The organism is Thermoactinomyces intermedius (assembly GCF_013912365.1).
GTDB lineage: Bacteria > Bacillota > Bacilli > Thermoactinomycetales > Thermoactinomycetaceae > Thermoactinomyces > Thermoactinomyces intermedius.
The window spans coordinates 1-13,584 of record NZ_JACETT010000043.1 but is presented as its reverse complement, the minus strand read 5'-3'; the positions used below and the strand labels follow the sequence as shown (position 1 = coordinate 13,584).

Here is a 13,584-nt window from a genome sequence, read left to right as displayed (position 1 = left end):
GTGGCACAACAAGTCAGTCAGTCTTCAAACGGACAGTCTGCCAATAAATCAGAGCGCGTGACGAAGCATCTCATTTCGTTTGCCGTGATGATCGTGTTGACAGCGGCTGCTTTTTACCTGGTCGCCACCGATGTGGCACCGGAACACCTGGTCTTGCCGGTTCTTTTGATCCTGGGTGCGTTGCAGGTGTTTCTGCAGCTGTTTACGTTTATGCATCTGGATCAAAAAGGAACGGCTTTCTACAGGATATTTATTGTGGCAGGCATTTTCTTCGCAGTCGTTTGTGTTGTAGGAATCTTTTTGATGTAAAGGTCATTGCAAAAGCCTCTTGTTGGATAGCAAGAGGCTTTTGTTTTTGTATATAATGGCTCTGGAGATATAAAAGAATTATAGATTAATAATCAATTATTTTATGTTAAATTGATCACGTTTTAAAAAAACAGGAGGAAACATGAATAATCTGTTAAAAGATCAACTCCTAAACAATCCAAAGACTTTTCTGCACTCCATTCCGTTTATGAAAGTGTCTGAGGGAATTGCCATCGGGGTGGTCACCGGACTGGGGTATTTTTCGGCTTATTTGTCCGATGTGAGTTACAAGGCTTACTTTGGATTGCCTGCCCTTTATGCAGGCGTGGGGTTAAATGCCATCATTCTCTCCATTTTTGCGTTTGTGATCGTTTCGCTTGTGCTTTTGGCCTATTTGCAATACCCGATCGTGGCCCGGTATGGAAAATGGGTTTTACCTGTTTTTTTGCCCGGGTCGGTGGCATTTATGCTCGGGCTGCGGTTGGGTTTTGAGTTCCATTATTCGGTGGAAGTGCTTCTGTTTTTCTTTTTGTTGTATGTTGCTTTTACCTATGCGTTGATCCGGATGGTTTCCAAGCGAAAATGGTTCATTGCCGGGCTGATTTTCATGGTGCTGGTGATTTCCATTTCCAGGGCTTGCGGCTATTTGATTGCTATGAACCAAAAGGAATATCTGGTGTACATGGAGGAACCAAAGCCTTATGCTGTGGTGGATGTCAACGGGGAAGCCATGATCATGATGCCTGTCGATTTAAAGAAAAAAACACTCTTGCCGGAATACCGGTTTGTGGATCAAAAAGCGGAATTGGAGAATTCGATTCCTTTGAAAAAAATGAATATTGGTCCTCTTCATGTGCAGGAAACCCGGCCGTGAAGGACAGAAATTAAAAAAACACCGATAGCTTGGACTATGCGGTGTTTTTTCATCGTTTATGCTTATTCATAAAAAATCACTGAACGTTTTGTATTTCCTGGATACTTGTGTGTCCACATATTCTTTCCACATCTGCTTTGCACATTCTTTTGAACAGATGGGGGATTCAAAGCTGATTTCAACATAGTATGCTTCTTTCCCACAGATTGAACAAGGAGCCGTTTTATTAGCGGGCAAAAGAATGTCTTCACCATGCAAATCATCTTTATAATTCAACTGAATCATCCTCTCCTTATTCGGTTTTGTGGTGTCCCACTTCCGCTAAGGAGGAATTGATTGAAGCAATCAATTTCTCTTAAGCTTATTTTCTCATATTTTCCATGAGATCTAAAGCCTTTTTTTGTAGAGTCACAAGAGATTTCAGATGATTACAAAGCAATAGCCGGCCATGATGGAAAAGAACGCAAAATTTTGATGTGTTAACCGTAAAAGATGAGAAATTCGAGATCCGGGCCAAACCGGTTTAGGGCGCGTGCTTGACGGCCGGCTCCGCGTTTTTGCCGTTCGTTGGATGAGATTGATTTTGAAGTTTTTTTTGTTGGAATAACAAGCTTTCTTCTTTAACCCGCAAAAGCAAAACGAGGAACGAAGATGATTCTTCAAGATGAGGCGCATGCGCCGAATTTTCAAACCAAATCATGTCTTTCACGGGGGCATCCAGCTGCTCGTAAAATTGTTCCTGCAGCTCAAAAGGGGAGTAAAAATCATAGCGGCCCACACAGAAATAAGCCGGAACCTTCAGTTCGTGAATCTCCTCAAAAAGATTGACTTGCATCAGTTGGGGCATGAGCCGTTTGAAAGAAGTCCGGTAGCCCCGGATCCACTTAATCCAGTCCAAAAGGGTATACTCCGAAGAAAAAAAACCTTTGGACAAATATTGAAAAAGGTTTCCCTTCCGAATCAATCCCCCGAAACGAGTCAGCCACTTGCGCTGTACCAGCACACGGCGCAAATCTTTATATGGTGGATAGCCGATGCGTTTCAAAGCCCGCATCGCCAGAAATTTCCGGTTTTGCCTTGCATGAATCAATACAAACTGATACGAGAGCAGTACGCTTTTTTGCACATCCGTCATTTGGCCGATGCCGATATAGGCGTGGAGCAAAGACGGATATTTTTTGGCAAAGCGTGCTCCGATGATACTGCCCCAAGAGTGAGCAGCCAAATAGATTTTTTTCTGTTTAAAACGTTCCAAGAGGATTTGAACCAATTCATGCGTATCTGAGACGAACTGGTCAAGGTTGATGGTTTTCGGATCCATTTTGGCGGAAAAAGATTTTCCGGCTCCCCGTTGATCCCAATGAACCACGATAAAGTGCTTTTCCAGTTCTTCTTGATAATGCCTGATAAACCCGATTGGCGCAAATCCAGGACCCCCGTGCAAAAACAAGAGAATCGGATGGCTGGTGTCTTGGCCCCGTATCATAATGGTTTGCTTTGCGATTCCCAGTTGAATCGTTTCAATGGTTGCCGTTCCATTCTCCGGCGTTTTGTTGGGGGTTTGACTCTTAAACATTTGTTTCCCTGCCTTTTCATCATAATCAATGGATAAATATGTCGGGATAAAATAATTCTGCATTTTTCCGGGGTTTCCTTCAAAAAAACGGGATTTTCATCTAAATTACAGAACGAAAAGACCGAATTCACACGAAAAAACGGGAGAGTTTTGCGAACGGCAAAGGGGCGGAAACGGAATAATTTTAATCAAATTCCTTCTTTTTTCATGTTTTGCGGGATGTTTACCAAGCGGCTTAAAAGGGGTAAATCTTGTTTGAGTGCCTGTCAACAAAATGAATTTTTGCGGACAGATGGCAAACTTTGTTATTGGAAAAAATTATCTTAAAGAGTATAAATGGAATGAGGCGACTGTTGAGGTGAACGGGATGTGACCGGAGATTTCGGAAAGGGGGAAAGATGGTTGCGAAGATGGGTGGTATGCGGATGGATTCTTTTGGTTTCCTTTTGGTTGTCAAGCGGTGAAACCTGGGCCAATGAGATGGGCTGTCATTCGTTTGAGAACTGGAGCGGGTCGCAGAAGTATTTCGAAGAAAAAGGCGGGTCCAAATATCTGAATATCGATGGTTTGGACAGTGACCGGGATGGATTGGCTTGTGAAGAGTTGATCGGTTTTGATCCGAAACACATCAATCCGAATAATGTTCAGCGACCGGACGTCCATAAGGACAAAGATCCCGCGGAAAAAGGTGTGTGGGAGGAGATTTTGTCGGTATTGAAAAAATGGTGGCGCCAGTGGTTGGATTAAAAAAAGCCCCGGATCCGTTTCCGGAGCTTTTTTGTTTACAGTTGCCGGTTGGAAGGTTGGTTCACCATGTGGTGGGCCGTCAAGACCAAACGGCTCCAGATCACTTCTCTGATTTTTCCTTGGATCTCCACTTCATCCAATGCCTGGCTCATGCATTCCAGCCAGGCTTCGGCCCTTTCCGGGGTGATGGGAAAAGGCATGTGGCGTGCCCGAAGCATGGGGTGGCCGTATTTTTCGCTGTAAAGCGGGGGTCCCCCGAAAAATTGCGTGAGGAATAAGTATTGTTTCTCCATCACGGGGCGGATGTCTTCCGGAAAGATCGGCTTCAAAAGCGGATGTTTGATGACGCGCGGGTAAAAAGCTTCGACCAATTGCCGGACTTTCTTTGCTCCCCCGATTTTTTCGTAGATCGTGACTGGTTCGTTTCGGTCCATCAAATCACCTTTTCCTCAATTACGGTTTCATTTTTTTGAAAGCCCGTTCGACGGCACGCAAAGTGAATTGGATGTCTTCTTCCGAATGCTGGGTTGTCAAAAACCAGGCTTCGTATTTGGATGGCGCCAGGTAAACCCCTTCTTCCAGCATCAGCCGGAAAAACTGTCCGAATTGTTCGCTGTCGGCCGCTTGGGCTCCTTCGTAGTCGGTCACTTCCTGGTCGGTGAAGTAGACGGTCAATGCTCCACCCACCTGATTGATTGTGATGCTCAAGCCATATTTGTCAGCCAAACGGGAAATCTCATTGTTTAAGGTTTTGCCCATTTTTTCAAGCCGTTCGTAGGTGTTGGGTTGCTTCAAGGTTGCAATGCATGCCATGCCTGCGGAGATCGACAGCGGATTTCCGGCCATCGTTCCCGCTTGGTACATCGGCCCCATCGGGGAGACTTTTTCCATGATTTCTCTTTTTCCACCATAAGCCCCGATGGGAAGTCCGCCGCCAATGATTTTGCCCAAGGCGGTCAGATCCGGCTCCACATGATAGTAATCCTGGATTCCGCCGTAATGAAAGCGGAACGCGGTGATCACTTCATCGTAAATGACCAAGGCGCCTGCTTGATGGGCCAATTGGTTGATGGTTTCCAGGAAATTCGGTTTGGGCGGGACGATCCCGAAGTTTCCGACCAACGGCTCGACCAAAATGGCGGCAATTTCGTCTCCCCATTTTTCCATGGTCTCTTCCAGGATTTCGATGTTGTTGTAAGGGATGGTGATCACTTCATTGGCGATGCTGACGGGCACACCGGCGCTGTCGGGAGTGCCGAGGGTGGAAGGACCTGAGCCGGCAGCCACCAGAACCAGGTCAGAGTGACCGTGGTAACAGCCTGCAAATTTCAGGATTTTGGTGCGGTTGGTGTAAGCGCGGGCCAAACGGATGGTTGTCATAACCGCTTCGGTTCCGCTGTTGACGAAGCGGATTTGTTCCATGGACGGGATGGCTTCCCGCAACATTTGTGCAAAACGCACTTCTTTTTCCGTCGGTGTTCCGTATAACACCCCGTTGGTGGCCTGTTCAACAATCGCCGCCGTCACCACCGGATGGGCATGCCCCAAAATAATCGGGCCGAAGGCCGCGAGATAATCGATATACCGGTTTCCATCTTCATCCCAGAAATAAGCACCTTGTGCTTTTTTCATAAAGATGGGCGTGCCGTTTCCCACTGCACGAAAAGACCGTGATGGGCTGTTGACACCGCCGACAATGACATCCAATGCTTCCTGATAAAGTTTTTCCGATTGCTGTATATTCAAGAATATCCCCCATTTCGTCTCCATTGTGACATTTCATGACGATTTGAGAAAACAACGTCATGTGCAGGAACCATGCATCATATTTTTCTACTGACGAAACAAGTCCCTTTTTCAATTGTAACGTGATGCACAGAAAATGCCTAGGGAGGATTGTCTCTGTGAATCATCCTGTGATATGCTGAAATTGGGTATATATGCCGATTTTTCGGAGTTTATATATATTTTGGGAACGGAAGATGGAGGCGAAGTATCTTGTCATTCAGATTTCAAGTCGGTGAGCGTTATAGAGATTTATACCAAATCGAATATGTCGTCCGGTTTTTTGACGGTGAACTGGCAGTTGCCCGGAAAGGTTCGCAACGCTACTACCTGCAGTCATCCCGTTTGGAAAAACAAGCGCCGATCTCCCGTGCGATTGCGCACTACCGCTCCTTTGAACATCCGTTGGTGATTCCTTATGAAGATGTGTATGCCGAAGACCGTTCAATCGTATTTGTCCGCCCTTATGTCCCCATCCTTCCTTTGCGGGAGGTTTTTGCCAATCAAGAAGTGGAAGAGGCGAAACTGGTTGAATGGGGAAAACAGCTGCTTCTGTTGGAAAAAGATTTGAGAGCGCATCCGATGCGGATGTATTTGCTTTTGGATCCCGGAAATATCGGGGTGACAGAAGATGATGAGGAGCTGAAGGTGTTATTTTGCGGTACGGAAACCATCACGGCACAAAAAAACATATTTGATTGGGGAACCTTTTTTTATTCCCTTTTATCCGGCGAGCCCGTGGATAAGCCGATTCAAAAATTGCCGAATGATTTCAAGGCATCGAAAAAGATGATGCGGTTGATTCAACGGAGCTTGCAAAACGACTCGCCTGATTCGGTCTTGTCCCATATCAAGCAATATGAAAAAGTGGGTCTGTTGGACCGTTTGTTTGGCAGCGGCGGGGAGAAAAAGAAGGACCCCAAATCCGGAAAATCTCCCGCGAAACGTCAGCCCTCCGCAACCCCGGTTTCTTCCGCGTCTGAAACCCGGGAACCGGCAGAACCCAAAAAGGCGGAGGCGGCAAAAGTCACCTCCGAAGCGACTGAAACAAAACAGAAGTTACCGGAAGAAGATTATATCGCAAGTTTGAAAGCCGAATTTGAAAAAAGACAAAAAGAAGCCTTGGAAAAACAGCGCAAAGAATTGGAAAAGCGCCAGCAAGAGTTGCTGGAGCGGCAGCGGCTGGAATTTGAAAAACGGGAACAAGAGCTGTTGCAAAAGCAGAAAGAAGAGTTTAAACAACAAATTGAAGAGCCGGAACAACGGGAGAACTGGGAACGGGAGATTGCGGAAAGAGAACGCATGCTTGAAGAACAAAAGCGGAAAGAAGAAGAAGAAAAAGCCCGCCTGGAAGAAGAGCGCTTGAAACAAGAGCGGCTCGAGCAGGAACGCATCGCATTGGAACAAGAAGAGCGGCTGCAACAAGAATTGGCCAAAGTGGAAGAAGAACGGATCAAGTGGGAACAGAAGCAAAAAGATTTGGAGAAAAAAGAAGAAGAATTGCGGGAGAAGCTGCAAAAAGAATTTGAAGAAATGGCGAAGTCATTGCTACAAAAACAAGAGGAAGAATTTAAAAGACGCCAAGAGGAGTTGTTGCAGCAACAACGGGATCTTTTGGAAAGCCAGACCAAAAAACGCTTGGAACGGCATCGCGAAGAGTTGGAGCAAACATCCAGGCACTACTTGATCACCCCTGACACCAAACCGCGTGCCAGCTTGTTGGATTTGGAAAAAGAAAACAAAGCGAAAAATGAAAGCGGGCAACCGAAAGAAAACACCCAATCGCAGCAAGACGACCGCGAACGCTTGCGGAAGGAGAAACTGGCCAAGGAGAACAAAGATCACGATGAATTGGTGAAACAGTTCGAGGAGTATATGAACCAAATGTATCCCAAATAAGATGGACAAGAGAGAGAGCGGGTTTCCTGTTCTCTCCTTCTTAAACGGTTTTTATTTTGAAGCTGGAAAGGATTGAAAATATGGTTCTTTATAAATCATTGGCCTGTTTGGGTATTGGCGGAACCACCGTGGATGCGCAGATCGAGGACGAACCATTCCGGCCGGGGGATGTCATCAAGGGAGAAATCAAAATTCGGGGGGGACAAGCCGAACAGCAAATCGATGGCATTTACATGAACCTGCTGGTGACGGTGTCCAAAAACGGGAGGAAAGCTTCCCATCTCATGCAACAATATCCTTTGTCCCATTCCATGATCATTCAAAAAGACGAGATCAAAAAGATTCCGTTTCAAATTAAACTTCCCATGGAAACGCCCATGTCGACGGGAAGCTTTCCTGTTTATCTGAAGACGGGATTGGACATAAAAATGAGCCTGGATCCCACCGATCTGGATAAAATCGAAGTTTTGCCCGCAAATTTGGTGCAAAAAATCTTGAAAAAAATTGAAGATGCTGATTTCATTTTGTATCGGATACATAACGAATATGATCCACAACAGAAACCTTATCCTTTTTTCCAGATGTTTCAGTTCCGCCCGACCGGCCGTTATCACGGATATGTGGATGAATTGAACGTATTCTTCCAAGTGACGGATATGTCGATCCGGATGGATATCGAGCTGATCCGTTCCGACCGGGTCTTAAACAGTCAATTTTCCTGGGAATACCATGATCCGAAAGGAACCCTCATGATCAATAACGAGCGGGTGATGCAAGATCCGCTTGAAAAAATTGATGAAATGTTAAACCGCAAAATGCATTAAGGGAAAAAGGACGGATGCTTATTTGGGATTGGAGTGAGAAAGCATGTTTAACAAAGTGTTAGCCGGCTTGGGTGTCGGAGCCGCCAAGGTGGATACCCGGCTTGAAAAATCAACGTACCGCCAAGGAGAGATAATTAAAGGGGAAATATTTATTCAAGGCGGGCAAACGGAACAGCGAATTGATGAAATCTATTTATACTTGATTGTCCGGTATCATCATGAAGGAAAAGATCAAAAGCATGTTATCAGCCAGTTTCGGATCACGGACACATTTGAAATCGGGGAAAGGGAGAGCAAAGTGATTCCGTTTGAAATTGAAATGCCGTTGGATGCCCCGATTTCAACCGGGGGGTGCCCCATCTATTTAAAAACCGGACTGGACATCAAAATGGCGATCGATCCGAAAGATACCGACGGCATCGAAGTTCTCCCCCATCCGTTGGTGGACAAAGTGCTGCATGCGGTGGAAAATGTCGGATTTCGGTTGACCAGTGTCGATTATGCGTTTGATAAATTTTATTCCCGCCATCCTTTTGTGCAGGAATACCGCATGACGCCGACGGGCAAGTATGAAGAGTATTTTGATGATATCAGCATGGTTTTTTATCCCGATCATGATTCGTTGGATGTCATCATGACTTTGGACCGCAAAGCCATTGACTTGATGAGTTCGATGGAAGAAGCGCTGAATTTGGATGAACGGCTGATGAGATTTACGGTGACAAGAAAAGAGCTGGAAGCTAAAAAGAACCCGTTTGAGAAAAGATTCACCGAAATCGTGGAGCAGTATATTTAACGGGCAAATCCCCGGATCCCTGTGGATAAGGCGTTCCACCATGAAGTGGAATGCCTTTTTCAGTTGGTTTTTTCTTTTTTCTGATTGATGAAATCCACATAATGGCTGAATATCGCTTCCACGATCATGAAGAAGGAAGCAAAGGTATCCAGGTGAATCCCGTTATGGATGGAAACGGTCGAGCTTCTGGCATACAAATGATACGGAGTCATTTTGGCCAGACGGTTGTTGACCAGATTCGTGACGGAAACAAAAGGAACGCCTTTGGCCACCAAAGTTTGTACGGCGGGAAAGATGGACGGGGTGTCTCCGGATAAAGAAAAAATAAAGACCAAGTCGTTTTTTGTCATATCCTTGACAACGATTTCAAATTCAGAGTGAGAGGGAATCACATTCATATACTTTTGAAGAGGCAGAAACATCCGATGCAATTCCAATGCACAATTCCGCTGGGCATTTCCCGTGCCAAAAACGAACAATTTCTGTGCTTCATCGATTAATCTGCAAATGTCCGAAAAATCCTTGGTCTGTATATATTTCATGGTCTCACGGAAATCTTCTTCCAAGATTTCGATGCTGCTCTTATCTTTTACCGGTTTTTCCTGGTGCTGCCATTTCAAAAAAATGCGAAATTCACTGTAACCGGTGAACCCGAGCTTTTGCGCCAGACGCAAGATGGAAGATCGGGAAACATTGCACCGGTCGGCCAGATGATTAATCCCCAACTGATAACACGTGTCTTTGTGATTCATGATGTATCTCAAAATGTGTAAATCGGTTTCATTGAGCTTGTTGTAATGTTCATTGATAAGTTCTTCTAATGTCAAATGATTCTCCTCCCTGCACAAAGAGAATTCCTTTATAAAAATTAAAACAAAAAGTGCAAAGAGGCACAAGCTCTTTGCACTTTCCGTCCGTAAGGTGTATGGATCTTTTATTTATAAATCTTCACGTACGACGACATCCTCTTTGTGCAGTTTTGGCCAATAATCTTTGTTGGCCTCGATCAAGTCATCCAGGATGGCTTTGGCCACCTTGGCGCTGGGAACGGTTTTGGACAAGGTGAGGGCTTGCCACAATTTTTGATAAGAGCGGGTGATCCAGGCTTCGACCACGAGTTTTTCCACGGAAACTTGCTGTTCCATCAGTCCTTTTTGGAATTGCGGGATTTCTCCGATGGCGATGCGTTCGGGCCCGTTGCTTCCCACGATACAGGGAATTTCCACCATGGCGGTCGGGTCGAAATTGGAGATGGCTCCTTGGTTTTCGACAATCAACAACATCCTCTCTTGTGTGTTGTATGCGATGGCGCGTGCCAGGTCCACAATATAGGATGCGTGTTCGTCAACATGCAGTTTGGTACCTTCGGTCGATTGGTTTTCAATGATTTTTTGACATTCACCGAACACGAATTTTTCACGGCCGTCCATGACTTCATTAGCGCGCGTGTATTCCGGGTTGGAATGTTCATACACATAATCCGGGTAAAAATAATATTTCAAATACGTATTCGGCAGGGTGTCAGGATCCAGTGCATAGACATCGCGGGCTTTTAAAAAGGTGTCGCTCCAGCTTGCATCGGCATCATCTTTGGGAACAGTGTAGCCGTGTTTCCGGACATGCTCTTTCAATTTGGGCATCAAATCATTCCCGTTTTGGTCACGGATATCCGTCCACCAGCCGAAATGATTCAATCCGTAATAACGGACCTTCATTTCCTTGCGGCTTTTGAGTCCCAGAATTTGAGCCATGCGGTTTTCAATGCCGATGGGCATGTCGCAGATGTTGAGCACTTTGGAATCGGGTCTCAGGCGCCGGGTGGCCTCGGCGACAATGGCGGCCGGATTGGAGTAGTTTAACATCCATGCGTCGGGAGAGTATTTTTCCATGTAGTCGATCAATTCCAAGACTCCCCCGATGGAGCGCATGCCGTAGGCGATTCCTCCGGGTCCGCATGTTTCTTGACCAAACACGCCGTGTTTCAACGGGATTTTTTCGTCCAGTTCCCGCATGGCATATTTCCCGACCCGAATGTGTGCCATGACGAAGTCGACGTCGGTGAATGCTTCTTCCGGATCGGTGGTGGCCAAAAACTCGATTTCCGGCGCTTTTTCATTCAGGATGATTTTGCAGGCTTCGGCAATCGTCGACTGGCGGGCAGCGTCATTATCGTAAAGTTTTAATTTCCGGATCGGAAATTGATTCAAATTTTCAAGAAGCATCAGGACAATTCCCGGTGTAAAGGTGCTGCCTCCTCCGGCGATGACAATGGAGAATTTTTTCATTTTGCTGATTCCTCCTTATTTTCGTGACCGCTTACAACTCAGTTATAACAACCTGGTGACGAGAGAACAATAGATCGGGCGGATGCTGTTCATAATCACATATCTTGTTATTTTTCACAGGAGCCTGGAAATTTTCCCGCCACCATTTTATGCATTCTCCCGGTTTGGATGATCCAGCAGGTTTTCAAACTGTTCCCGGATCTGCGGGGAAGACAAACCGACGATAACTTGGATGGCTTTTCCGTTTTTAACGATCCCGTGGGCCCCGGCGGAGAGAAATTGCTTCTCTGGTGCCGTTTTGGTTTCATCATGAACGGTGACGCGCAATCTGGTGGCGCAGTTGGTCACTTCCGCGATGTTGTCCGGCCCGCCCAATGCTTCCAAAAACCGGGCGGCTTTTTCTGCGTAATCATTTTTCTTTTGCTTGGCCGCTTGTTTTTCTTGGAAATCTTTTTTGGTGTACAGCTTGGTTTCCTGTTCTTCGTCATCTTCACGGCCCGGCGTTTTCACATCCAGTTTTAAAATCAAATAGCGGAACAGGAAGAAATAGATGGCCGTAAAGATCAAGCCGACTACGATTTGCGTCAAATAAGTGGTGCTGTGGTATTTAAACAGCGGAATCCAGTTTTGGATGGCCACTTCCAGCAATCCACCCCCCATATTTCCGGAAACCCCGAGGGAGTACATGATGGTGGACATGGTGGCCGCCAGGAGGGCATGAATCAGAAAGAGAACCGGCGCCACGAACAAAAAGGTGAATTCGATCGGTTCTGTGATTCCGGCGATCACGGAGGTGAGTGTCGCCGCGATCAACATTCCGGAGATGATTTTTTTCTTGGAGGATTTGGCCGTGACATACATGGCCAGTGCAATGCCCGGAATTCCGAATATTTTTGAAAGCCCGTGTAAAGCAAAACCGCCTTCCGGGAACATTTCTTTTAATGATTGCGAATTATTGGCAAATTCATTCAAATGTTCCACCCAATATTTTACGATTCCGCCGTCCACCACGGCCGGACCGAAGATGAAAGGACCGTAGATAAAGTGATGCAACCCGGTCGGGATCAAAATTCGCTCAAGGAATGTGTATAACCAAACGCCCAATGCCCCGGATGAAGCAAGAAACCCTTGCATGGAAGCGATGCCTTTTTGAATGACCGGCCAACCCCAGGAAGTGAGGAGTGCCAGAGGCAGCATGACAAAAAAGCTGAGGATGACGATATAGGAGGTCCCTTGGAAAATCCCCAAAAAATCAGGCAACTTTTTATCGAAATAACGGTTATGAAGATAAACGACGATGGCAGAAATCAGGATGGCTCCAATGATACTGGTGTCTAACGTTTTAATGCCGGCAATTTCCGTCAGTCCGCTCACTCCGCCCGCTTCTTGTTCAAAATCAACGCCAAATTGGGGCCCCCAAATGGTTAAAATGGCATTGATAAAATAGTTAAAGGTCAGATATGAGATCAAAGAAGCCAAAACGGCTCTGGCTTGGGCCTTTTTGGCCAGGCCGATCGGGATGCCGACCGCAAACAGCAAAGGCATTTGTTTGAATACCGCCCAACCGCCTGCTTCGATCACGGTCCAAAATTTGTACCAAAAGCTGTCGGGGTGTGCGAGAGCATTCATAATATCCTGATTTTTCAGCAGGGTGGTCAGCCCGACAACGATCCCTGCAAAGGGAAATAACAGAACGGGTACAAACATGGCTGCCCCAAAGCGCTGGAACTTTTGCAGCACGGAAATCACTCCTTGTTGTATAATTTTTTGTAACATGTTTTTTTGGGATTTTTGTTAACTTATAATTGAACTATGAATAATTTGTTAACGCTTACAAATAAAATATCTTATAATTCATGTTCCAACAATTGTTTTTGTTCATCTTGAAACAGAATCACTTTTTTTGAACATTTTCACACTGCATAAAAACTTTCCCATAAAAAATTCCATGGCCGGCTTATGCCTGTGCCATGGAATTTTTTACGAAATCATGCCGGAGGAAAGGTGAAAACCGGCCCAAACCAAAAACAAACCGAAGAAAAGGCTGGAGAGAAGATAAGCCCAAAATTTTCCCTTTCGCCTTTGTTGCCGGAGCCTTTCAGCTTCATAAGAAAAAGTGGAAAAGGTGGTGTAACCGCCGAGAAAACCCGTTGCAAACGGCCGGTTTGCCATCATCCAGGCGACCGGCAACCGGTCATGAATCCATCCCAAATAAAGCCCCATGATCAAACAGCCGGTCATATTGACAAGAAAGGTTCCAAGCGGAAATTTCCCGTCCCGGGCGGGAAACACCTCCGTGACCAGCCAGCGGCACATGGCTCCGATTCCCCCTCCCAATGCAATCCACATCATTTCCAATCGGCTTTCCCCCTTTGGGCCAGCCAAACCCCCAAGCGGGCAAAAAGCAGGCCGCCCGTGGTGGTGGCGACGATATAAAAAAGGGATAAAAGCGGAGGCAAGAGATGGGCTTCCACGCATAGCGTGGAGAA

The 13,584-nt window shown here is 46.1% G+C and carries 14 protein-coding genes; 6 read left to right on the top strand and 8 right to left on the bottom strand.

Annotated elements, in window-relative coordinates:
- Positions 1-309, top strand: coding sequence for a cytochrome C oxidase subunit IV family protein (locus tag H1R82_RS10290; RefSeq protein ID WP_181732809.1), 309 nt, complete (start codon positions 1-3; stop codon positions 307-309).
- Between the two features lie 142 nt (positions 310-451).
- Positions 452-1,183 (top strand): hypothetical protein, encoded by a 732-nt coding sequence (locus H1R82_RS10285; protein ID WP_181732808.1) that lies wholly within the window; start codon positions 452-454, stop codon positions 1,181-1,183.
- A gap of 66 nt (positions 1,184-1,249) precedes the next feature.
- Here the strand turns inward: H1R82_RS10285 and H1R82_RS10280 are convergent, their stop codons facing one another.
- Positions 1,250-1,459 carry a hypothetical protein gene (locus tag H1R82_RS10280; protein ID WP_131470860.1) on the bottom strand — a complete coding sequence of 70 codons (210 nt, stop codon included), beginning with the start codon at positions 1,457-1,459 and terminating at the stop codon, positions 1,250-1,252.
- Between the two features lie 247 nt (positions 1,460-1,706).
- Entirely contained in the window at positions 1,707-2,759 is a 1,053-nt protein-coding gene (locus H1R82_RS10275; RefSeq protein ID WP_181732807.1) for an alpha/beta fold hydrolase, read from the bottom strand.
- A 402-nt stretch (positions 2,760-3,161) separates the two neighbouring features.
- Here H1R82_RS10275 and H1R82_RS10270 point away from each other — a divergent pair, with 402 nt between their 5' ends.
- Positions 3,162-3,506, top strand: a complete 345-nt coding sequence (locus H1R82_RS10270; RefSeq protein ID WP_181732806.1) for a hypothetical protein — start codon at positions 3,162-3,164, stop codon at positions 3,504-3,506.
- Between the two features lie 35 nt (positions 3,507-3,541).
- On the opposite strand, the gene H1R82_RS10265 is transcribed toward H1R82_RS10270, so the two are convergent.
- Both H1R82_RS10265 and H1R82_RS10260 read right to left on the bottom strand, forming a co-directional pair.
- On the bottom strand, positions 3,542-3,940 hold the full coding sequence (locus H1R82_RS10265; protein ID WP_181732805.1) for a globin domain-containing protein: 399 nt from the start codon (positions 3,938-3,940) through the stop codon (positions 3,542-3,544).
- A 19-nt stretch (positions 3,941-3,959) separates the two neighbouring features.
- Positions 3,960-5,252, bottom strand: a complete 1,293-nt coding sequence (locus H1R82_RS10260; RefSeq protein ID WP_269747562.1) for a glutamate-1-semialdehyde 2,1-aminomutase — start codon at positions 5,250-5,252, stop codon at positions 3,960-3,962.
- 252 nt (positions 5,253-5,504) lie between these two features.
- Here H1R82_RS10260 and H1R82_RS10255 point away from each other — a divergent pair, with 252 nt between their 5' ends.
- The 3 genes from H1R82_RS10255 to H1R82_RS10245 all read left to right on the top strand — a co-directional run bounded on the left by H1R82_RS10255 (position 5,505) and on the right by H1R82_RS10245 (position 8,810).
- A complete protein-coding gene (locus H1R82_RS10255) occupies positions 5,505-7,190 on the top strand; it encodes a hypothetical protein (protein WP_181732803.1) in 1,686 nt (561 codons plus the stop codon).
- 80 nt (positions 7,191-7,270) lie between these two features.
- Positions 7,271-8,014, top strand: a complete 744-nt coding sequence (locus tag H1R82_RS10250; protein ID WP_181732802.1) for a sporulation protein — start codon at positions 7,271-7,273, stop codon at positions 8,012-8,014.
- A 43-nt stretch (positions 8,015-8,057) separates the two neighbouring features.
- Positions 8,058-8,810 carry a sporulation protein gene (locus H1R82_RS10245; RefSeq protein WP_181732801.1) on the top strand — a complete coding sequence of 251 codons (753 nt, stop codon included), beginning with the start codon at positions 8,058-8,060 and terminating at the stop codon, positions 8,808-8,810.
- A gap of 59 nt (positions 8,811-8,869) precedes the next feature.
- On the opposite strand, the gene H1R82_RS10240 is transcribed toward H1R82_RS10245, so the two are convergent.
- The 4 genes from H1R82_RS10240 to crcB form a co-directional block, all read right to left on the bottom strand.
- On the bottom strand, positions 8,870-9,637 hold the full coding sequence (locus tag H1R82_RS10240) for a MurR/RpiR family transcriptional regulator (RefSeq protein ID WP_181732800.1): 768 nt from the start codon (positions 9,635-9,637) through the stop codon (positions 8,870-8,872).
- 111 nt (positions 9,638-9,748) lie between these two features.
- The gene (locus H1R82_RS10235) at positions 9,749-11,095 is read right to left on the bottom strand and encodes a 6-phospho-alpha-glucosidase (RefSeq protein ID WP_181732799.1); all 1,347 of its coding nucleotides are present in this window, start codon (positions 11,093-11,095) and stop codon (positions 9,749-9,751) included.
- A 147-nt stretch (positions 11,096-11,242) separates the two neighbouring features.
- Positions 11,243-12,835, bottom strand: a complete 1,593-nt coding sequence (locus H1R82_RS10230; protein WP_181732798.1) for an alpha-glucoside-specific PTS transporter subunit IIBC — start codon at positions 12,833-12,835, stop codon at positions 11,243-11,245.
- 240 nt (positions 12,836-13,075) lie between these two features.
- Positions 13,076-13,447 (bottom strand): fluoride efflux transporter CrcB, encoded by a 372-nt coding sequence (crcB, locus tag H1R82_RS10225; protein ID WP_232334028.1) that lies wholly within the window; start codon positions 13,445-13,447, stop codon positions 13,076-13,078.
- Between the last annotated feature and the right edge of the window lie 137 nt (positions 13,448-13,584).